The following is a 19,697-nucleotide window of genomic DNA, read 5'->3' as shown; positions in this document are numbered from 1 at the left end:
TAGGAGCCTCTGATGGATTATCTCTCGCAAACAATGGTCGCCGGGCTAATGCTCGGAGGCGTGTACGCCCTCGTGGCGGTCGGACTGAACCTCATTTTCGGCGTCGTGAAGATCATCAACTTCGCGCATGGCGAGCTCGTCATGGCGGGCATGTACCTGACCTGGTGGCTGTGGAGTGCTTGGAATATGAACCCCTACGTGTCGCTGGTCATCGTCACCCCGGTGATGTTCTTGGCCGGCATCGCGATCCAGAAGTTCATCCTGAGCCCGATGCAGAATTCCTCCCCGACCATGAAGATCTTCGTGACCTTGGGGTTGTCGGTGTTCTTGCAGAATCTGGCCCTCTGGATGTTCGGCGGCCAGTTCCGCGCGGTGAACTTCCCCTGGGCCGAGCAAAACCTGAGCCTGCTGGGCATCAACGTGACCTACGGCCGGCTCACCGCGTTCATCGTGGCGCTGGCTCTGGTGCTGGCGCTTTTCTACCTGATGAAGCGCACGCTCGTGGGCAAGGTGCTCAACGCGCTGGTCGAGGACCGCGAGACCGCGGGCCTGATCGGCATCCCGGTGAAGAAGTACTACCTGGCGGCCATGGGCATCGGAATTTCCCTGGCCGGCATCGCCGGCACCCTGATCATCCCCTTCCAGGCCGCCTACCCGCTGGTCGGCGCGCACTTCACCCTGCTCGCCTTCGTGGTCGTGGTGCTCGGCGGACTGGGCAACATGGCTGGCTCGCTGCTCGGCGGGTTGATCCTTGGAATCGTTGAAACCCTCGCCGGGACCTACATCGACCCGGCTCTCCAGCAGGTGGCGGTCTTCGTCGTCTTCATCATCGTGCTGATCGTCCGCCCGCAAGGGATCTTCGGCGGCTCGGCCCGGAACGCGGAAGTTGGATTGAAGTGAAAAAGCTCAGCCTTCCCTGGATCATCATCCCCACGACAGTGGCCCTGCTCTTGCCACTATTCCTGCGGGACCAGTACTTCCTGCACATCAGCGTGCTGATCCTGATCTACACCGGGGTCACCGTCGCTTGGAACATCATGTCCTTCGGTGGCGTGCTGTCCCTGGGCCACGCGGCCTTCTTCGGCATCGGCGCCTACACCGTGAGCATCCTCTACGTGGATTACGGGGTCAACCCGTGGCTGGGCATCCTGGCCGCCATCATCTTTGCCGCCGTCGGCTCGCTGGTGCTGGCCATCCCGCTGCTGCGGCTGCGCGGGCCATTCTTCACCCTGGCCACGCTGGCCTATGTAGAGGTGCTGCGCCTGCTGGCCATCTGGGCCGTGCCCGTGACCAACGGCTCGGTGGGCATCACCACCCCGCCCACCCAGGGCCTGGCCTACATCTCCTTCGAGTCTCGCCAGCCGTACTACTACATCGCGCTGGCCTTCACGTTGGCCGCGATTGCGATCTCCATCTGGATCTACCGCTCGAAACTGGGCTACCACCTGCGGGCAGTGGCTACCGACGAGGACGCCGTGCGCGCCTTGGGTGTGCGCACCAACCGGGTCAAGCTGGGGTCGCTGCTGATCAGCGCCGGCATGACCGGAGCTTTTGGAGCTTTCGCGGCCCTGTACTTCTTCGTCATCGAGCCGGACACGCAATTCTCCGCCACGCTGTATTCCATCCAACCGGCACTGAACGGCATCATCGGCGGCATGGGAACCATCGCCGGCCCGATCGTCGGCGCGATCATCATGACACCGCTAGGCGAGTGGCTGCGCGTGACCTTCTCCGGTGCCAGCCAAGGCGTGAACTTCATGATCTACGGCGCGGTGCTGATCATCATCGTCCGCCTGATGCCAGGCGGTTTAGTTGAGGGCTTCAGGGCCATTGCCCGCAAGACCCGCCGCGGCGGCAAAGGACGCGGCGGAAAACGCTCGGCCGATGCGAAGACCACCAAGGAAGGAGAGTAAAGGCCATGGGCAACTCACTGCTTAGCGTAGAGAATGTCACCAAGCGATTCGGTGGCATCCAGGCGGTCGGCGGCGTCTCGCTGGAACTGGGCCATCAGGAAATCATCGGGATCATCGGACCCAACGGGGCCGGCAAAACCTCCTTCTTCAACCTGCTCTCCGGGATGTTCATCCCGGACACCGGCAAAGTCACCTTCGACGGCAAGGACATCACCGGCACCGATCCGGCGACCCGGGCCCGCATGGGTGTAGGTCGCACCTTCCAGGTAGTCAGGCCTTTCAAGGGCATGTCCGTCGCGGAAAACGTAATGGTGCCGCTGCTGGTCAACGACCCGGGGGTTTCCAAGGCGCACCGCAAGGCCATGGAATTGCTCGGCGACCTGGGCATCGCGCAGCTCGCCGACACCCCGACGGAAGCATTGACCCTCGCCCAGCGCAAACGTGTCGAAGTGGCCCGGGCGCTGGCCACGGAACCGAAGCTGCTGTTGCTGGACGAGGTGCTCGCCGGGCTGAACAGCCGCGAGGTCATCGATGTGCTCCCGTTCGTCACCACCGTGCGGGACCGCGGCGTGAGCATCCTGATGATCGAGCACATCGTCTCGGCCGTGATGGAAGTATCCGACCGCATGATGGTTCTGGATCACGGGAAGGTGCTTGCCGTGGGCGACCCGCAAACCGTGATCAAGGATCCCAAAGTCATCGAGGCATACCTCGGTTCCGATGAGGAAGAGTGAGGCAAGACCATGCTTGAGGTAATGAACATCTCCGCCTACTACGGCGACGCGCAGGCACTGGAAGACGTCACCCTGAGCCTTCCGGCGCACGGCGTCACGGCCTTCCTCGGTCCCAACGCAGCCGGCAAATCCACCACGCTGCGTGTGGTCAGCGGGCTTATTCCGGCAGCGACCGGAACCATCGAATTCGAGGGACGGGACATCACCGGCACATCGCCGCAGGAGCGTGTGGCGATGGGCATCGTGCACGTTCCCGAGGGTCGGCGGCTCTTCAACACTATGACGGTGGAGGACAACCTGATCCTCGGCGGCTACACGAAGCGCAAGGATCGCAAGACCGCCGCGCGGCTGGACGAGATCTACGACCACTTCCCGAAGCTGGCCGAGCGACGCAAACAAGAAGCCGGGCTGATGTCCGGCGGCGAGCAGCAGATGTGCGCCGTGGGACGCGGGATGATGGCCGGGCCCAAAGTTCTGATGATCGACGAAATGTCTCTGGGACTCGCACCCGTGATCGTCAAGCAGATGTTCGCGATCGTCAAGGGCATCGCAGCCACCGGCATGTCCGTCCTGCTGGTGGAGCAGCATGTGAAGAACGCGCTGGAGGTGGCCGACTTCGGCACCATCATCGACGGCGGCATTACTCGCGCCACCGGAACCGCGGCCGAACTGCGCGAAAGTGACGTGGTGCGGGAGTCCTACCTTGGGCACTAATGCCGGAACCATGGTGGCGCTGCGCAAGCGAAGCGGAACGCCTAGGGACGTCGGCTTGGAACGAGTTCCAGTTCCGGTACCCGGCCCCGGACAGGTGCTGGTGCGCTCCGAGGCAGTGGGACTGTGCGGCTCGGATGTCCACGCGATGCGCGCCGATACGGGCTACGAATGGGTGCCGACCCCGGTGACCCTGGGCCACGAGGTCTGCGGCACGGTGCTCTCCGCTGCGGATGCAGCCGGGGAGTCGCTCGTGGGTTCCCAGGTGGTAGTTATCGCGATCGACGGTTGCGGGCAATGCGCCCAATGCCTGGCTGGCCGCGGAAACTATTGCGCCAAGCGCACCTGCTTCGGCCTACATAACGACGGCGGACTTGCCGAATACTTTGTTGTCGAAGCCACCCGGCTCTGGCCGGTTGGCCAGGGTCTGGAACCCGCGTTGGCGGTGTTGATCGAACCTGCGTCCATCGCCCTCCAGGCACTGCGCGTGCTGGACGCGGATCTGAACGGTGTGCGGATTGGGATCTCCGGCCCGGGAGCCATTGGGCTGCTGTGCGGACTGGAATGCGTGCGCCGCGGCGCGGATGTGGTGATCTACGGTCCGGAATCCGGTGCGGAGACCCGGTTGGATTATGCCCGCACACTAGGGCTACGGATTGGCGATCCGGAGGGCGCCCGCGAAGCCGCAGATCATTGGGTCGAGGCTTCCGGGTCCGGCGGCGCGCTAGCAGGGGCAATCGCCGCGCTGGGCATGCGCGGGAAGATCGTGGTGCCTGCCATGTTCGGGCGGCTGCCGGAGGTGGACATGAACCAGATCGTGCGCAAGGGGCTGTCGCTACACGGATCCTACGGCTACATCCGCGAAGACTACGCCGCGGCCAGCAAATTGGTCGCCGAGCATCGTGAGGCGCTAGGTGAAATGTTCGAGGTCTTTGCCCTGGACCAGGTGGTGGACGCCATGTGCCGCACCGAACGTGCCGAGATCATCAAGGCGGTGGTGCTTCCCACGCTCTCCGCGGACCCGGAAGCGCAGCCGGGGATCCCAAATGTAAAGAGAATTGACGGCGCACAACCGGGCAGCTCGCTGCCCGGCGAGAGCGCACCGATAAAGGAAGAGAATAGAAATGTCTGAACGAATTGGCATCGTTGGCGGCGGCATCCTTGGTGTAGCGATCGCGCGCGCCCTCATGAACTCCGGTGACTTCGAGGTCACCGTGTTGGAGAAGGAAAGCCGGGTGGCCGCGCACCAGACGGGGCATAACTCCGGCGTGGTGCATGCCGGCTTGTACTACCAGCCCGGCTCGCTCAAAGCCACACTCTGCGCCCAGGGGCGCGAGCTGACCCGAGATTTCTGCCAGGAACGCAACCTTCCCTACCGGGAACTGGGCAAGCTGGTCGTCGCGGTGACCGAGGACGAACTGGGCAAGCTTGATGACATCGAGCGTCGCGCGCGGGAGAACAAAGTTCCGGGCATCAAGCGACTAGACGCCAAAGAAATGCGTGAGATCGAGCCGCACGTGGCCGGCGTCGCCGCGGTCCACTCCCCGGAAACGGCGGTGGTGGACTACTCAGCGATCACCGAGGCCATGGCCGAAGACGTGCGTCGCGCCGGAGGCAGGATCCTGCTGGGCCAAGAGGTAATCGCGGTGAACAACGCCTGCGGAACCGTGAACGTTTCGACGACTGCGGGGGCCCATACCTTCGACCGGCTGATCGTCTGCGCCGGGCTGCAGTCCGACGTGGTTGCCAAGATGGTTGGCGCCTCGCCGTCGCCCAAGATCCTGCCCTTCCGCGGCGAGTACTGGATGATGGCTACCGACAAGCGCGATCTGGTTAAAGGCATGATCTATCCGGTACCGGATCCGCGCTTCCCATTCCTGGGCGTCCATTTCACCCGCGGCGTCTACGACGAGGTGCACGTGGGCCCTAACGCGGTGCCAGCGCTGGCCCGCGAGGGCTATACCTGGGGTCAGATCTCGCTGAAGGACACCTTCGAATCGGCATCCTGGCCCGGCGCTCCGGCGCTCGCCAAGCAGCACTGGCTGATGGGCGTGCGCGAGATCTCCTCTTCACTGCTCAAACCGCTGTACTACCAGCAGGCCCGCCAGTTCGTGCCGGAGCTGAAATCACGTGACCTGACGGCGAAATCCGCCGCGGGCGTGCGCGCCCAGGCCTGGGACAAGGACGGGTCGCTGCTTGACGACTTCGCGGTGGATCAGGTCGGAGCGGTGACGCTGCTACGCAACGCGCCGTCGCCAGCCGCGACCTCGGCCATGTCCATTGCCGACTACGTATTGGAGAATTACCTCAAGGTGCTGCCGAAGAAGACCTTGTCATAATCAGCCAGACGAGTCATCGCCGGGACAGCTTATGAACTTTGCCGCCCCGCGATGAGTCGAGTCTGAATGGTTGCGCTGTCGGTTGCCTTGAAAAAGGGGCGCACGTCAGTGATGCATGTGAACGCTGCCTGAGGTGGATCCGAAACGCATCGGAGTCAGCGGCGAAATCACAGATCCGGGAAATTCCTCCGGACTTGGAGGTACTGTCTCTCCGCTGCTTCCGCAATGCGTCGTTCCACGCTGATTATGCGTTCGCTGGCCTGCCCAGTTTCCGGAGGAAGATCGGGATCCGGGACGACTTTCTCAAGATACGCGCGGGTCATGACGCTGTCCTGATAGTTGCCTAGGATGCGTTGCAGTTTGCGGACCCTGTGGCCCAACGCGATCGCATGTTTGGAGTGGAGTGGAGTGGCGTGCAGCAGTCGTTTAGCGTCCTTGCACAGCCGGTGCAATGTTTCCTCGCGCCCGCGTCCGGATTTGCCTCGCAGCGTGGGTCGGAACGAGGGATCCGCATGCTGGGCCTGGTTGTTGACTAAAGTTGCGATCCTGACGCGGGCTGGCCGGACAACCGGGCCGGCAGCCGGGGGATGATCTCGAAAATGTTCGAGATTCTTCAGGATACGGCGGTAGCGTTTGGAACTCAACTGGTTCCGTGTCCGCTCGTGCCCGGTGGTGTAGGTCGTGTGAAAACCATGTTCGAGTGCTTCGGTAATTTTCGTAGTTTGCCATTCGGCTGGCAGTTCGTTAATGCGCGTGCGAAGCCGATTGAGGGTGACTTCAGCATCCAGGGCGTGGCCCAGAATGCCGGAAAGCCATTTCAATTCCTGACTCAGAACTTGGCAGGGGCCCGTTTCGAAAAGGTTCCCGTAGATTTCTAGGCCCGAGCGCAGACGCCGCGTTGCGGTTCGCATGTCGTGAACTGCCTCGGGGTCTCCAGAATGCGCTATGGGTTATTGGATGCAGAGTTCCGCGAATTGCTTGTGGAAATATAGCCGTGCTGCCCCAAGCATCGATGGCTCTTCTATGTCCGGGAGGTCGGTGCCGCGTGGCCGCACGTGGAGATTCTTGGGCAATGGGAGATTGGACATCAACAGCTCCCCTCACGAGTCCTCGGTCGATAGTCCCAATTCTAGCTGGCGGACATGAACACCGTGGGACTGGGGCCATCGCCTCGAACTATGAGCCCGGGATGATGCCTTCTGGCGTACCAGTCGTACCCGGTAAATCGGCCCCGGCTGTCGACCTTCCGTTCAGGCGAGCCGACCTGATCAGGGAAGATGTCAGGGTTTTTGGGTGCCGTATGCGTGGCGAATCGCTCGCCCAAACCGGCAGCTGCTGCGAACCCGGGTTCGGGTGCTTGCCGACTGAAGAAGAGGCTGCCCCCGAAGGAGTACGGATTATTCCGCAACGGCGACCAGCTGCCGGCCCAGCTCGCGGGCGGCTTCCTGCAACTCCGGCACGGCTGATTTGATAAAGGCTTCGTCTACACGGGTGACTGGCCCGGAGACCGAGATGGCCATCGGAGTCGGTGCCCCCGGGACCGGCACGGCGATGCATCGGACGCCGAGTTCCTGTTCTTCTTCATCGATGGCGTACCCGCGCTCGCGGGTGGCTTCAACATCGGTAAACAACTTGCCCAAGGTAGTAATGGTATTGGCCGTTTTTGGCGGCATTCCGGCCTGGGCGACCAAGCGCTGTACGCGCTCATCATCCAGTACCGAAAGCACCGCCTTGCCGACTCCCGAATTGTGGAGCATGGCGCGCCGGCCTACCTCGGTGATCATCCGCATTGAGTGGGGGGACTGCGCCTGGGCAATATAGGTGACCATGTCGCCGTCGAGTACCGCAATATTGGCTGATTCGCCCAGCTTGCCTACCAGCTCCTTGAGTACCGGGGAGGCCAAGGCGCCAAGTTGGCGATTGGCCACTTCGCCCAGGCGGATCAGCCGCGGGCCCAGCGAGTAGCGGCGGTTGGGCAGCTGGCGGACATAGCCGACGCCGACCAAGGTGCGCAGCAGGCGATGGATGGTGGGCAGCGGCAGGGGAGTGTCCGCGGCCAGCTCGCTGAGCGCCGCCTCGCCTCCGGCGCGGGCGATGACTTCCAGAAGTTCAAAGGCTCGTTCAACGGACTGAACTCCACCGGTAGTGGACTTGCTGGCGGTCTGCGTCATCTGCTGCTCCTTCTAGGGTACTGATTTTGGAAGTAGCTTACGTTTTAGTTCTACGATGCGAAATCCTAGCCCCAAGAATACCCCGAAAATCCCATTTTCTTCCACGATCCGAAAATTAGTGGATAAAAAATCGTGCTTCAGCACACAAAAACCTCTTGCATTTTCATTTTGAGGATAATAGTATCCACTATACGGAAAACTTTTACAGGAGGATCTGATGGCAGCACCAAGCCCGGGATATTCATTGACGCTTCGCGTGGAGACCCCAGCATCGATAACCGCGACCAGTGAACTGGCTGCGGCAGTAGGCTCGGCCGGTGCGCACATCACGGCCTTGGACGTCACCGAATCGCACCATACCCACATGGTGGTCGACGTTTCCTGCAACACCACCGACGTCGCCCACGGCGACACGGTTCGCGATGCCCTGAACAATCTTGACGGGGTGAATGTCCGCAACGTGTCGGACCGCACCTTCTTGATGCACCTTGGCGGAAAGCTCTCGGTGACGCCCAAGGTGGCGCTGCGCAACCGCGATGACCTCTCCCGGGCCTATACCCCGGGTGTTGCCCGCGTCTGCATGGCAATCGCAGAGAATCCGGCAGATGCCCGAAACCTCACGATCAAGCGCAATACCATCGCCGTGGTCACCGACGGTTCGGCCGTTCTGGGGCTGGGCAATATCGGCCCGGCCGCCGCTTTGCCGGTGATGGAAGGCAAGGCCGCGCTGTTCAAGCAGTTCGCCGACGTCGATGCCTGGCCGGTCTGCCTCGACACCCAGGACACCGACGAGATCGTCAACATCGTCAAGGCACTAGCCCCCGTCTACGGCGGGGTTAATCTCGAAGACATCGCCGCCCCGCGCTGCTTCGAGATCGAGGCCCGCCTGCGCGAGGAGCTGGACATCCCGGTCTTCCACGACGATCAGCACGGAACCGCCATCGTGACGCTGGCCGCCCTGGTCAATGCGGTGAAGGTAGTGGACAAGAAGCTTGCGGACCTGCGCATCGTGGTTTCCGGTGTCGGCGCCGCCGGCAACGCCATCATCCAGCTGCTCAAGGCGCGCGGTGCAAGCAATATCGTCGCCTGCGGGCGCAACGGAGCGATCAACCGCAACGAACAGTACACCGATGCGCACCGGACCTGGTTGGCCGAGAACACCAACCCGGAGAACTTCACCGGAACGCTGAAGCAGGCCGTAGTCAATGCCGATGTGTTCATCGGGGTTTCGGCACCGAATGTCCTGGACGAAGAAGATATCGCCGCGATGAACGAACGCGCGATCGTCTTCGCCATGGCCAACCCGGATCCCGAAGTGGATCCTGCGGTTGCCGGTCGCCACGCGATGGTGGTCGCCACCGGACGCAGCGACTTCCCGAACCAGATCAACAACGTGCTGGCCTTCCCCGGATTCTTCCGCGGATTGCTCGACGCTGGCGTTGCCGATATAACCGACGCCATGCTCTTAGCCGCGGCAGATGCCATCGCCGCCCGGGTTGCGCCGGAAGAGCTGAATCCCGGGTTTATTGTCCCTTCGGTCTTTGACCCGCTGGTAGCCGGGAACGTGGCGGCAGCGGTGGTCCAAGCAGCCGGAAAGCAGTAAAACCCACACGTAAATATTGTCGCTGGAACACGACACTGACAGGTTAAGGAGCACCATGACCATCTCAATTACACGAATCCCAGAGGTAAGCGGCGCGGAAGCGATCCTCAGCGCCGAGGCGCTGGCATTCATTGAAAAGCTGCACGAAAAGTTCGCCGGCACGCGCAACGAGCTGCTGGAAGCACGCGGTGAGCGCCGCCAGCAGTTCTCCAAGGCACGCGCCATCGACTTCGACCCGGAAACCGAGGCTGTGCGCACCGGGGACTGGAAGGTCGCCGAGGCCCCTGCAGCCCTGCGCGACCGCCGCGTGGAGATCACCGGCCCGGCAAGCCCGGCCAAAATGGCCATCAACGCGCTGAACTCAGGGGCCAAGGTCTGGCTTGCGGACCTGGAGGACGCCTCGACGCCGAGCTGGTCCAATGTCATCGACGCGATCGCCAACCTGAACGCGGCGGCCCGCGGGGAGCTGTCCTTCACCTCGCCGGAGGGCAAGACCTACGCGTTGCGCACCGACGCGCCACGCGCGGTTGTTGTGGTCCGCCCCCGCGGCTGGCACCTGCCGGAGAACAATGTGCTGATCAACGGCAAGCCGGCGATCGGCGCGCTGGTCGACTTCGGTCTGCACTTCTTCCATAACGCCAAGGTGCTGGCAGAATCGGGCCAGGGTCCGTTCTACTACCTGCCGAAGATGGAGCACTACCTGGAGGTGCGCCTCTGGAACGAGGTGTTCACCTTCGCACAGGCCGAGCTCGGCATCGACTACGGCACCGTGCGCGCCACGATGCTCATCGAAACGATTCCCGCGGCCTTCCAGATGGAAGAGTTCCTCTACGAACTGCGCGACCACGTCTCGGGCCTGAACGCCGGACGCTGGGATTACCTGTTCTCCATCATCAAGACCTTCCGCGAGGCGGGAGACGCGTTCATCATGCCGGACCGCTCGGCCGTGGCCATGACCGCGCCGATGATGCGCGCCTACACCGAGCTGCTGGTGAAGACCTGCCACAAGCGCGGGGCCTTCGCCATGGGAGGCATGGCCGCCTTCATCCCGAACCGCCGCGAACCAGAGGTCACCGCCGCGGCCTTCGCCAAGGTCCGCGAAGACAAGAACCGCGAAGCCACGGACGGCTTCGACGGCTCCTGGGTTGCCCACCCGGACCTGGTGGAAATCTGCAAGGAAATCTTCGACGGCGCATTGGGTGATAAGCCAAACCAGATCGACCGCCAGCGTCCAGAGGTTGAGGTCACCGCCGCGCAGCTGCTCGACGTAGCCAGCGCCCCGGGCGAGGTCACCGAGGCTGGCGTCCGCGCCAACCTGTACGTCGCGGTGAACTACGTGGCCGTGTGGCTTTCGGGCAATGGCGCGGTAGCCATCCACAACCTGATGGAAGATGCCGCGACCGCGGAGATCTCCCGCTCGCAGATCTGGCAGCAGATCCGCAACGAGGTCGTGGCCTCCGACACCGGCAACACCATCACCACGCAGTTGGTCTCCACGATCCTCGCCGAAGAGGTTGAGCGTCTGCGTTCCGAAGTGAACAACGAGGAGCAGTTCGCCGCCTTCTACCAGCCGGCAGCCGAGCTGATCGCGAAGCTGACCAGCGGCAAGGATGAGGACTTCGCTGACTTCTTGACCACCCCAGCGTACGAACTATTGGATAAGGAATTCGTGACCAAGCCATGAGCAATCTCTTCGATGAGTCAACCCTAGCGGCCGTGGAAGCGCGGCTGGCCGACACCGACAGGCTCCTCGCCCACGGCTACCCGGGGGAGAGCGGAGCGCGCCAGCCGGTGCACACCGTGTATGTTCCCGGGGACCGGTTCACCGGCGAGCTTGCCGCGCAGTGGGGCGCCGCAGCCCTCGCGGTCGCCGGCGGTGCCGCGGGACTCGGCGAGCTGGCGGCCACGCTGGGACTCGCCGAGCCCGAGCGGCTCGGTGCCTTGGTGGCGGCCAAGCTAGAGGTTGAACCCATCGAAGATCTGCGCCTCGACTTCGAGGATGGCTACGGCAACCGGCCGGACGCCGAGGAGGACGCGCACGCACTAGCCGCCGCCGACTCGGTATCCGCCGCCGTAGCCGCAGGGCAGGCACCGGCCTGCCTGGGCATCCGCTTCAAATGCTTCGAGGCCCCTACCCGGGCACGCGGCATCCGCACCCTGGATCTATTCATCTCCCGGCTGCTTGAAAACGGTCCGCTGCCCGCCGGGCTGCGGCTGACTCTGCCCAAGGTCAGTACCGTAGCTCAGGTCGAGGCGATGGTATTCCTCGCCGAGAAGCTGGAGCAGAATCATGGGCTCGAAGCCGGAGAGATCCGCTTCGAGGTGCAGGTAGAGACGCCGCAGGTGATCATCGCGGCCGACGGCAGCCACCCGGTGGCGCAGCTGATCCACGCCGGCCAAGGCAGAATTTCCTCCCTGCACTACGGCACCTACGACTACTCGGCCTCCCTTGGCATCGCAGCCGCCTACCAATCGATGGAGCACCCGGTCGCCGACTTCGCCAAGGACGTCATGCAGGTGGCGGTCGCGGGCACCGGGGTGGAGCTATCGGACGGCTCCACCAACATCATTCCGGCCGGAGACCCGGAGAATATTGCGGCGGCCTGGGCTCTGCATGCCCGACTGGTGCGCCGCCACCTGGAACGCGGGATCTACCAGGGCTGGGATATGCACGCGAATCAGCTGCCCACCCGCTACCTGGCCACCTTCGCCTTCTTCCGCGAAGGATTGCAGGCCGCAGCGACGCGGCTGCGCAACTACGTCCACCGGATCGACTCGGCCATCATGGACGAACCGGCCACCGCGCGAGCCCTGGCCCGCTATATCCACCGCGGCGTGAGCTGCGGTGCGGTGGGCGAAGAAGAAGTCCAGGAACTAGCCCAAATCACAACCGCCGAACTCGAAGCAATCGCGCTAAACCGTTCACATGCCTAGGAGGAACATCATGACCGCAGCAGCCGCACAAAAAGCCGCGTACTACACCAACTTCGGCGGCCACCCGCCGCAAACCGACCTGTTGACCGATCGCGCGATCGTCACCGAGGCCTACACGGTCATTCCCAAGGGGGTGCTGCGCGATATCGTCACCAGCGTGTTCCCCGAATGGTCCAGCACCCGCGCCTGGGTGCTGAACCGCCCGGTGGCCGGGGGCGCCACCACCTTCGCCCAGTCGATTCTCGAAGTCTCTCCCGGCGGAGGAGCGGCCAAGCCGGAACCTCAGGCCGAGGTGTCGGGCTTCATCTTTGTGCTGGGCGGCGAATTGACCCTGGTGATCGAGGGCCAAGAGCATGTGCTCGCCGATGGCGGCTACGCCTACCTGCCGGCCGGAGCCAGCTGGTCCGCACGCAACGACGGCGCCGAGGTGGCGAATTTCCACTGGATCCGCAAGCGCTACGAGCCGGTGGCCGGCGTGGCGGCACCGGGGCCGGTAGTGGGCAACGAACGCGACGTGGAACCGGGCGAGATGCCGGGCACCGACGGCAAATGGCGCACCACCCGGATGCTCGACCCGAATGACATCGCCTTCGACTTCGGGGTGAATATCGTGACCTTCGAGCCGGGAGCCTCGATTCCCTTCGCCGAAACCCACGTGATGGAACATGGCCTGTATGTCCTGGAAGGAAAGGGCGTCTACCGCTTGAACGGGGACTGGGTCGAGGTTGAAGCCGGGGACTACATGTCACTGCGCGCCTTCTGCCCGCAGGCTTGCTACGCCGGAGGGCCGAGCAACTTCCGTTACCTGCTGTACAAGGATCAGAACCGCCAGGTCGCGTTGTAGGGCATTAAAGAACGCTGGCTGCGGAACTCGTTGAGTTCCGCAGCCAGCGTGAGCCTTGGGCGTGCCGGAGAGAAGTCCCGGGTGCGCGTGGGGCTTGCTACCAAGCAGGCAGGGCCGGGATCGGACCATCTGCCTCAATGTGCCGCGACTGGCCGCGGGCGAGCCATTCGATGAGGCCTTCGCGGTCCGAGCGGACCTTCAGCGCGCCGTCGCCGATAACCCATTCGTCGCCTTCTTCGGTGACCAGCGTCATGCCCGGGGCGTTCTTCACGCGCATGGTGCGTACCGCGGCCTCCACGGCGTTTTCTTGTGAATCCGGGTCCGCCTCCTCGATGGTCCAGGCGGTGTCCAGATCGTGGTGGTGGATGACGATCTCCGCGATCCGAAGCGCCACGATGGAGGTCGCCGGGATGATCTTGCCGTGCAGATCCACCTCTTCGACCGCTAGCTCGCCGGTGAGACGCTCGGACTGCTCGGCAAAGAACGTTGCCGCGTCGCGGAAACCCGCGAGCAGTTCTTCGCGGGGCAAGGCGGCAAGCTCGGCGATTTCTGCGTTGCGCGCCTCGGTGGAGGCATAAAGCTGCTGCGGTTCGCCGGTAATGGCCCAATCGATGAGCTTGACCAGGGTGCGGCCGTTGGATGCGAGGTGGGCGATGACATGCGCTCGGCTCCAGCCCTCGCAGAGAGAATCGGCGGCCAGCTCATCGGCGGACAGGGTGTCAATCGTGGCCATCATCATCGAGGTTTCACGGTTGAGTCGGGAGAGGTCTGAATGCAATCGGGCGGTGTTGATCATGCTGTCACCCTACCAATGGGTGGTTTGAAAATGACTCGGAAAACCGATCTATATCGAACGAGTATCGCCGTACCCGTCAGAAGTTTCAGTGCTTGGAGCCTAGCGCTGCAGCTGGATTTGAGTATAAGAAGTCGAAGTTTCAGGAGTAGGGGCTGATGAGTTCATACGCTTCGGTATTGCAATTGAAATTCAGAATCAGACGTACCAGTCCGCCGATCTGGCGCAGGGTTTTGGTTCCAGGTTCGATGCGGCTGGACCAATTGCATCAGGTGATTCAGTACAGTTTCGGTTGGTACGACGCGCACCCGCACCAGTTTGAGCTCAATGGTGTTAATGGGGTGAGCTTCGGTCCGGCTGGTTCCGAGATTAGATCCGATGTTGATGAGTCCACGGTATGCCTCGACGAACTGCTAAGTCATGGGCAGGGCAAGCTCGATTACGTCTATGACTTCGGTGACTACTGGGAAGTCCGTATCGAGCTGGAAGGACTGCCACCGGTCGACGCTGGCCCGTTGCCGCGGTGCATTGGCGGGCGCAGGATGGCTCCACGGGAAGACTCGGGAGGGCCGCTTGGGTGGGCCATGGTGATCGAAGCGCTGAAGGACCCGGATCATCCGGATCAAGCGGAGTACCGAGAATGGCTCTTCCTGCGCGACGGTGAGCAGTTCGATGCTTCGCTTTTCGACAAGCAGCGCGTCAACGAAATGTTTGAGTATGCCCGCTAGCTGCTGACCGGACACATTGAGCCCCTCAGGTAAACGTGTAAAAAATTGGGCGCATTTTTCACGCGTTTACCCGACATGTAAAAAACCTTTACATGTCTTCTTGGGTTCTAGCCTGCCAGTAGCTCGATGAAGCGATGATTGATAAATAGCCACTCACGGCCTAATTTGATCTGTCTTAGTCGCTGATTGGAGCTAAATTCATTCAGCCATTTTGTCGCAGTCGGGCGCGAGATTCCGCAGCGGCTGACTACGTCATTGATTCGGCAATAAGGCTTTTCGAATAAAAGATCAAGCAGTTCCGCATTCGGTCCTGCTGAGGATTCAGTTCGCAGCTCGTCGCGCATGACTAGTTGCAACTCTTGGATGCTGTCAATTAGCTGCAGAGTCTCGTCGGCTGTTACTTGAATGCCCTTGAGCATGTATAGCAGCCAGCCCTCCCAGTCATTGTCCTTGGTGACGGCTAGGAGCCTAGTGTAGTACTCCTCTTTGTTGCGGATGATGTATCGCGATAAGTAGAGAACCGGCTCCCTTAACAGCTCGACTTCAACGAGTAGGAGGATGTTCAAAATACGCCCGGTGCGGCCGTTTCCATCTGAGAAGGGATGGATCGCTTCGAATTGATAATGAGCGGCGCTCATAATGACCAATGGATCAATGTCTGGGTTTTCGTGAATGAAGCGTTCCCACTCGGCCAATTTTTCTTTGATCCGATCCGGGCCTTCGGGTGGTGTGTACCGGGCTTTGCCAGTCACAGGATTTCCAATGTAGGTGCCCGGAAGAGCGCGAACGTCCATGTCGCGGCCCTTGATATTTGTGCAAACTTCAAGCGCGGTCCGAGTCGTCAACGGACGGCTTTCGATGCTTTGAAGTCCTGTGAAGAGTGCCTCGCGGTAACGCAGAGTTTCTTTGGTGTCGGAGGATGCATGAACTTCTGAATCCGCTGCTAAACGAAATAGGTCGTCGGTAGTCGTTACGATATTTTCAATCTCGGAACTCGCTTGTGCTTCGAGCAACGGCAGCGAGCTTATGAGCACACCGGGATTAGGTATACGAAGGACGGCTTGATTCATGGCGGCCAGTGAAGCCCGGGCCTTAGTTGTCGCTTTGAGTACCGGCCGGGTTTCAAGCTCACTTGCGGGAGGAGCTGCTAGATCGTTGAACGGTAGTTCTGCTTTCCACATAGGGACAGTCTATCTAAGCCATCACGAAACGTGTAAAAAAATGTACGTATTTTTTACACGTTTATCTGATATGTAAAAACCTTTACACGTCTTCTCGGCAATTTCCCCGCTGTAGGCCGAATGCCTGGTTTGTCTTGAGACATGGGCCTTTGGGCACACGCCTCCGAGGAGATGTAATGGCTGAGCGAAAAATTTGAGGTGCCGGATTCAATCGCCGCTGCGGCATCGGGCAGACGCTAGATGCGGGCGAACTCGAGCAGATGGCGCTGGCCGAGGTGATCGGGCTTCCTCGCGCACCCAACGCGAAGTTTTGAGTGCTGGTTACGATGCAGTTGAGCCTGGGTTCTGTGGTGCCAGGGCGATCAAGGAATCGGTCGAGATTTGGTTCAAGGACCAAGGTTGACCGGTAAAAGTAAGACTCCCCAGCAATGGCTTGGCCACTGCTGGGGAGCAAATGCGCTTGTAGGTAGGTTATCGCTGGGTTTCTTCGGGACTGACTTCTGTTGCCGGACCATCGGGGGTCGCCCCGCCTTCGTCGGTCCAGTCATGTCCCGCTTCATCGGAAAGCGCAGGATCCGAAATGTGATCCTCCAGCGTCTTATCCGAAATATCGGTGGAATTCGTTGGGACGTTTTCGTTCATATCTTCTCCCTTTACTCGAACTTCCGCCACCAGCCACTTGCCTGCCAATAATGGCCAAGGACTAAGGGGCCGAGCGATCCTTACTCGGCCAATGTAGCACCAGAAGCGCCGGTACGCGAGCGGTTTGGAGCAAGCTCCCAGCTAACTTATTAAGTACCTTCGGATGGGGCTGGATGATTCCTCTTGGTAAGCGGGCACTTGGGTGCAGAGCGATTTTGCTGCCCCGAGTCTCCAGCGGCTCGGCGCAGGAAGTCGCCGGACTGGCAATCCAGGAAACGGCAACAAGAGACGAAATCGAAAACCTTATCGTCAAAGTGCGGCCGTCTTTGGGGGCGGCTTGAGAAATTTACCTTGGGCTTTTTAGATCCAGCGTTCACCTATCGGTGGTCATGGGTTCTCAACGAGCTCTGCCATCCCGTCTGCAAGATTGGTCGCCCGGCGCAGCAGCCCCTTCATGACCAGCATCAGGAGAACGAACGCGCTTCCGCAAGCCGTGAGGGCGGCGATCGCCAGTGCAACACCGGGGCCACCCGCACCTACCCCTCCGAGTAAGTGGACGCCAAGAGATAGGGCCAGAAATGTGGCCACGGCGATCGACGCGATGATGGTGTTGACCCAGCCGAAGGCCCGCAGGGTGAAGATGGTCCGGCGTTCCACCATGGTCAGCAACTTCCAGATAGCAGCCATTGAGACCTGCAGGCAGGCAATTGCGACTATGACCACCACCGTATAGGGGGTGGCCAGGAATGCGACCTCGGGAAAGAGTGCGGCATTCTGCGCCGCAAGCGTAGGCACGACCCACGCTTGCCACAGGAGTCCGCCGAGAAAGATCAGAATGAGGAATGCTCGAAGCAGGGCAACCGGCAACTTGTTCATAGATTGATTATCAACATTTAACTATCGAATATCAATAGATTTTGTATCCGGGGTACTTCAGCGCCCCGACGAGACTTTGGCTGATCTCGGCGGAGTCGCCGCGTGGGAGAGAGCGGCGGAAATTATCAACGATTGAGGTTTCACATATTTTGAACGCTCGAATGATGGGGATAGAAGCGGAAAAGCGGCCCTCAGTCGCTAGCTCGTCGGTTGATGCGTGAGGCCGCCGTGCCGAGTGTTGCTGATTGATGTCCTGGAGCCTGTTGCCGAACTGACCGGTCTTTGCCGTTCGCAATCGCAAGAGCCGGATTTTCCAAGCTGCTCTGGTGCTGTGCAGAGTCGATGGTCGTGTCCTTGCTCGGCCAATGCCCCTCCGCAAAAGGCACGTGCTCTACTTCGGCCAAGCCGTGCCAGCGCCCGTTATTGCTGCAGTGGTAGCTTGGAGGGAATCAAGGAATACCAAAAACCTTGGTCTTCCTCATCTCCCGGAATACGGGACGCCAGATTAGGGGCATGCGATGACAGCAACGCCAGAAACCGACATGAGCAATCTTGGGATTGCCTCGCGGGCGGCGCTCAGGCCAATTTCCGAGATCGCCGAGTCGGCGGGGATCCCTGAAGCCGCAGTTGAGTCCTATGGCAGGTACAAGGCCAAGGTCGACCCGTCGCTTTTGACTGCTCGTGGTGTCCGCCCCGGAAAGGTCGTTCTGGTCAGCGGAATTTCCCCGACGCCCGCAGGGGAGGGGAAATCCACCATGGTGGTGGGTTTGGGCGATGCGCTGGCGGCCACCGGGGCCAAAACCATGATCGCCTTGCGCGAACCGTCCATGGGCCCGAACTTCGGCATGAAGGGCGGGGCCACCGGTGGCGGTTACTCCCAGGTGCTCCCCATGGATGAGATCAATATGCATTTCACCGGGGATTTCCACGCCATCACCAGCGCCAACAACCTGTTGATGGCGCTGCTCGACAATCACCTGCACCAGGGCAATGCCTTGGGCATCGATCCGCGGCGCATCACATTCAAGCGCGTTTTGGACATGAACGACCGCGCGCTGCGCCACGTGGTCATCGGCCTTGGCGGAGCGACCGAGGGAGTCCCGCGGGAAACCGGTTTTGAGATTACCGTCGCCTCCGAGGTCATGGCGGTCTTCTGCCTGGCCACCGGGCTAGAGGACCTGCGCGCCCGGCTTGGCCGTATGACCATCGGATACACCTATGACAAGGCTCCGGTCACCGTTGATGACCTGAGCGCCGCTGGCGCCATGGCGATGCTGCTCAAGGACGCGATCAAGCCCAACCTGGTCCAGTCCATGGGCGGCACGCCCGCCTTCATCCACGGCGGGCCGTTCGCCAACATTGCGCACGGCTGCAACTCGGCCATCGCCACCAACACCGCACGCGCGCTGGCCGACGTCGTGGTGACCGAGGCAGGCTTCGGTACCGACCTCGGTGCCGAGAAGTTCATGGACATCAAGGCCCGTTATGCCGGGTGCGACCCCGACACGGTGGTTATCGTCGCCACCATTCGCGCGCTGAAAATGCACGGGGGAGTTCCCAAGGGCGAGTTGGGCAAGGAGGATGTCGCGGCCGTGCGCGCTGGTTTATCCAACCTCGCGCGGCATGCCTCGAACATCAGGAAATTCGGCATCCAGCCGGTGATCGGGATCAACCGGTTCACCGCGGATACCGAGGCCGAACTGGCGGTGGTCACCGGATGGGCCGAAGCGCAGGGCGTGGAATGCGCGATTGCCGACGTCTGGGGCCATGGCGGCGCGGGGGCCGGCGACCTGGCCTCCGCGGTCTTGCGGGCCATCGAAGCGCCAAACAATTTCGCTCCGCTGTACGAACTGGAGCTGCCCATCGAGGAAAAGATCCTGACCGTGGTGCGCGAGATCTACGGGGGAGCGGATGTCGAATACTCCGCCGGCGCACGGCGGATGCTCGAGCAGATCCACGCCAACGGCTGGGACGACCTGCCGGTGTGCATGGCCAAGACCCAGTATTCCTTCTCCGACGACCCCAAGCTCCTGGGCGCCCCGGAGGGGTTCACCTTGCAGGTCCACGAGCTGATCCCCAAGACTGGCGCAGGCTTCATCGTGGCCATCACCGGGGCGATCATGACCATGCCGGGCCTTCCCAAGGTTCCGTCAGCCATGCACATGGACGTCGACGGCAAAGGGAACGCCGTGGGGCTGTCGTAGGACAGCTAGCCGGAGAATGCCCTA

Annotated in this window: 18 protein-coding genes; 12 read left to right on the top strand and 6 right to left on the bottom strand. The window is 61.6% G+C overall.

Going from position 1 to position 19,697, the window contains the following annotated elements:
- Positions 1-12: 12 nt before the first annotated feature.
- The 6 genes from CQ017_RS12365 to lhgO are packed head-to-tail and all read left to right on the top strand — an operon-like array spanning position 13 to position 5,697.
- Complete coding sequence (locus CQ017_RS12365; RefSeq protein ID WP_105553970.1) at positions 13-900, top strand: branched-chain amino acid ABC transporter permease; 888 nt, start codon at positions 13-15, stop codon at positions 898-900.
- Entirely contained in the window at positions 897-1,913 is a 1,017-nt protein-coding gene (locus CQ017_RS12360) for a branched-chain amino acid ABC transporter permease (protein ID WP_105553969.1), read from the top strand. Before CQ017_RS12365 ends, CQ017_RS12360 begins: the two co-directional genes overlap by 4 nt.
- A gap of 5 nt (positions 1,914-1,918) precedes the next feature.
- Complete coding sequence (locus tag CQ017_RS12355; protein ID WP_219843939.1) at positions 1,919-2,647, top strand: ABC transporter ATP-binding protein; 729 nt, start codon at positions 1,919-1,921, stop codon at positions 2,645-2,647.
- 21 nt (positions 2,648-2,668) lie between these two features.
- Positions 2,669-3,361: an ABC transporter ATP-binding protein gene (locus tag CQ017_RS12350; RefSeq protein WP_258133616.1), complete on the top strand. Its 693-nt coding sequence runs from the start codon at positions 2,669-2,671 to the stop codon at positions 3,359-3,361.
- Positions 3,351-4,490, top strand: coding sequence for a zinc-binding dehydrogenase (locus CQ017_RS12345; protein ID WP_105569363.1), 1,140 nt, complete (start codon positions 3,351-3,353; stop codon positions 4,488-4,490). The genes CQ017_RS12350 and CQ017_RS12345 overlap by 11 nt, the downstream gene beginning before the upstream one ends.
- Positions 4,483-5,697, top strand: a complete 1,215-nt coding sequence (gene lhgO, locus CQ017_RS12340; protein ID WP_105553966.1) for an L-2-hydroxyglutarate oxidase — start codon at positions 4,483-4,485, stop codon at positions 5,695-5,697. The genes CQ017_RS12345 and lhgO overlap by 8 nt, the downstream gene beginning before the upstream one ends.
- A 167-nt stretch (positions 5,698-5,864) precedes the next feature.
- Here the strand turns inward: lhgO and CQ017_RS12335 are convergent, their stop codons facing one another.
- Both CQ017_RS12335 and CQ017_RS12330 read right to left on the bottom strand, forming a co-directional pair.
- The gene (locus CQ017_RS12335) at positions 5,865-6,644 is read right to left on the bottom strand and encodes a CHAD domain-containing protein (protein WP_258133645.1); all 780 of its coding nucleotides are present in this window, start codon (positions 6,642-6,644) and stop codon (positions 5,865-5,867) included.
- Between the two features lie 450 nt (positions 6,645-7,094).
- Complete coding sequence (locus CQ017_RS12330) at positions 7,095-7,868, bottom strand: IclR family transcriptional regulator (RefSeq protein ID WP_105553964.1); 774 nt, start codon at positions 7,866-7,868, stop codon at positions 7,095-7,097.
- Positions 7,869-8,085: 217 nt separating this feature from the next.
- Between CQ017_RS12330 and CQ017_RS12325 the strand changes: the two genes are divergently transcribed.
- Genes CQ017_RS12325 through CQ017_RS12310 form a run of 4 tightly spaced genes read left to right on the top strand, consistent with a single transcriptional unit; the run spans position 8,086 to position 13,249 of the window.
- Complete coding sequence (locus CQ017_RS12325) at positions 8,086-9,471, top strand: NAD-dependent malic enzyme (protein WP_105553963.1); 1,386 nt, start codon at positions 8,086-8,088, stop codon at positions 9,469-9,471.
- A gap of 55 nt (positions 9,472-9,526) precedes the next feature.
- Complete coding sequence (aceB, locus tag CQ017_RS12320; RefSeq protein ID WP_105553962.1) at positions 9,527-11,155, top strand: malate synthase A; 1,629 nt, start codon at positions 9,527-9,529, stop codon at positions 11,153-11,155.
- Positions 11,152-12,405 (top strand): DUF6986 family protein, encoded by a 1,254-nt coding sequence (locus tag CQ017_RS12315; RefSeq protein ID WP_105553961.1) that lies wholly within the window; start codon positions 11,152-11,154, stop codon positions 12,403-12,405. Before aceB ends, CQ017_RS12315 begins: the two co-directional genes overlap by 4 nt.
- Before the next feature lie 10 nt (positions 12,406-12,415).
- Positions 12,416-13,249 carry a bifunctional allantoicase/(S)-ureidoglycine aminohydrolase gene (locus tag CQ017_RS12310; protein WP_105553960.1) on the top strand — a complete coding sequence of 278 codons (834 nt, stop codon included), beginning with the start codon at positions 12,416-12,418 and terminating at the stop codon, positions 13,247-13,249.
- 97 nt (positions 13,250-13,346) lie between these two features.
- Here CQ017_RS12310 and CQ017_RS12305 read toward each other — a convergent pair whose 3' ends face one another.
- Positions 13,347-14,045 carry a maleylpyruvate isomerase family mycothiol-dependent enzyme gene (locus CQ017_RS12305; RefSeq protein WP_096282702.1) on the bottom strand — a complete coding sequence of 233 codons (699 nt, stop codon included), beginning with the start codon at positions 14,043-14,045 and terminating at the stop codon, positions 13,347-13,349.
- A 155-nt stretch (positions 14,046-14,200) separates the two neighbouring features.
- Here CQ017_RS12305 and CQ017_RS12300 point away from each other — a divergent pair, with 155 nt between their 5' ends.
- Positions 14,201-14,770: a plasmid pRiA4b ORF-3 family protein gene (locus CQ017_RS12300; RefSeq protein WP_105553959.1), complete on the top strand. Its 570-nt coding sequence runs from the start codon at positions 14,201-14,203 to the stop codon at positions 14,768-14,770.
- Positions 14,771-14,877: 107 nt separating this feature from the next.
- Here CQ017_RS12300 and CQ017_RS12295 read toward each other — a convergent pair whose 3' ends face one another.
- The 3 genes from CQ017_RS12295 to CQ017_RS12285 all read right to left on the bottom strand — a co-directional run bounded on the left by CQ017_RS12295 (position 14,878) and on the right by CQ017_RS12285 (position 17,469).
- Positions 14,878-15,951, bottom strand: a complete 1,074-nt coding sequence (locus CQ017_RS12295) for a Fic family protein (RefSeq protein WP_105553958.1) — start codon at positions 15,949-15,951, stop codon at positions 14,878-14,880.
- A gap of 471 nt (positions 15,952-16,422) precedes the next feature.
- A complete protein-coding gene (locus tag CQ017_RS18145; protein ID WP_170947924.1) occupies positions 16,423-16,593 on the bottom strand; it encodes a hypothetical protein in 171 nt (56 codons plus the stop codon).
- A 387-nt stretch (positions 16,594-16,980) separates the two neighbouring features.
- A complete protein-coding gene (locus CQ017_RS12285; protein ID WP_105553957.1) occupies positions 16,981-17,469 on the bottom strand; it encodes a DUF2975 domain-containing protein in 489 nt (162 codons plus the stop codon).
- A 518-nt stretch (positions 17,470-17,987) separates the two neighbouring features.
- Between CQ017_RS12285 and CQ017_RS12275 the strand changes: the two genes are divergently transcribed.
- The gene (locus CQ017_RS12275) at positions 17,988-19,673 is read left to right on the top strand and encodes a formate--tetrahydrofolate ligase (RefSeq protein WP_105553955.1); all 1,686 of its coding nucleotides are present in this window, start codon (positions 17,988-17,990) and stop codon (positions 19,671-19,673) included.
- Positions 19,674-19,697 lie beyond the last annotated feature (24 nt).

Origin of the sequence: Arthrobacter sp. MYb224 (assembly GCF_002975455.1) — a bacterium.
GTDB lineage: Bacteria > Actinomycetota > Actinomycetes > Actinomycetales > Micrococcaceae > Glutamicibacter.
The sequence above is the reverse complement of the archived record's forward strand: the minus strand, read 5'-3'. Positions and strand labels throughout refer to the sequence as shown.

Excerpts from the sequence above, each read along its gene's own strand:
- CQ017_RS12350 (WP_258133616.1), top strand. The coding sequence starts at position 2,669 with ATGAACATCTCCGCCTACTACGGCGACGCGCAGGCACTGGAAGACGTC.
- CQ017_RS18145 (WP_170947924.1), bottom strand. The coding sequence starts at position 16,593 with ATGAACGAAAACGTCCCAACGAATTCCACCGATATTTCGGATAAGACG.
- aceB (WP_105553962.1), top strand. The coding sequence starts at position 9,527 with ATGACCATCTCAATTACACGAATCCCAGAGGTAAGCGGCGCGGAAGCG.
- lhgO (WP_105553966.1), top strand. The coding sequence starts at position 4,483 with ATGTCTGAACGAATTGGCATCGTTGGCGGCGGCATCCTTGGTGTAGCG.
- CQ017_RS12300 (WP_105553959.1), top strand. The coding sequence starts at position 14,201 with ATGAGTTCATACGCTTCGGTATTGCAATTGAAATTCAGAATCAGACGT.
- CQ017_RS12295 (WP_105553958.1), bottom strand. The coding sequence starts at position 15,951 with ATGTGGAAAGCAGAACTACCGTTCAACGATCTAGCAGCTCCTCCCGCA.
- CQ017_RS12355 (WP_219843939.1), top strand. The coding sequence starts at position 1,919 with ATGGGCAACTCACTGCTTAGCGTAGAGAATGTCACCAAGCGATTCGGT.
- CQ017_RS12365 (WP_105553970.1), top strand. The coding sequence starts at position 13 with ATGGATTATCTCTCGCAAACAATGGTCGCCGGGCTAATGCTCGGAGGC.
- CQ017_RS12305 (WP_096282702.1), bottom strand. The coding sequence starts at position 14,045 with ATGATCAACACCGCCCGATTGCATTCAGACCTCTCCCGACTCAACCGT.
- CQ017_RS12315 (WP_105553961.1), top strand. The coding sequence starts at position 11,152 with ATGAGCAATCTCTTCGATGAGTCAACCCTAGCGGCCGTGGAAGCGCGG.
- CQ017_RS12275 (WP_105553955.1), top strand. The coding sequence starts at position 17,988 with ATGACAGCAACGCCAGAAACCGACATGAGCAATCTTGGGATTGCCTCG.
- CQ017_RS12325 (WP_105553963.1), top strand. The coding sequence starts at position 8,086 with ATGGCAGCACCAAGCCCGGGATATTCATTGACGCTTCGCGTGGAGACC.
- CQ017_RS12330 (WP_105553964.1), bottom strand. The coding sequence starts at position 7,868 with ATGACGCAGACCGCCAGCAAGTCCACTACCGGTGGAGTTCAGTCCGTT.
- CQ017_RS12285 (WP_105553957.1), bottom strand. The coding sequence starts at position 17,469 with ATGAACAAGTTGCCGGTTGCCCTGCTTCGAGCATTCCTCATTCTGATC.
- CQ017_RS12310 (WP_105553960.1), top strand. The coding sequence starts at position 12,416 with ATGACCGCAGCAGCCGCACAAAAAGCCGCGTACTACACCAACTTCGGC.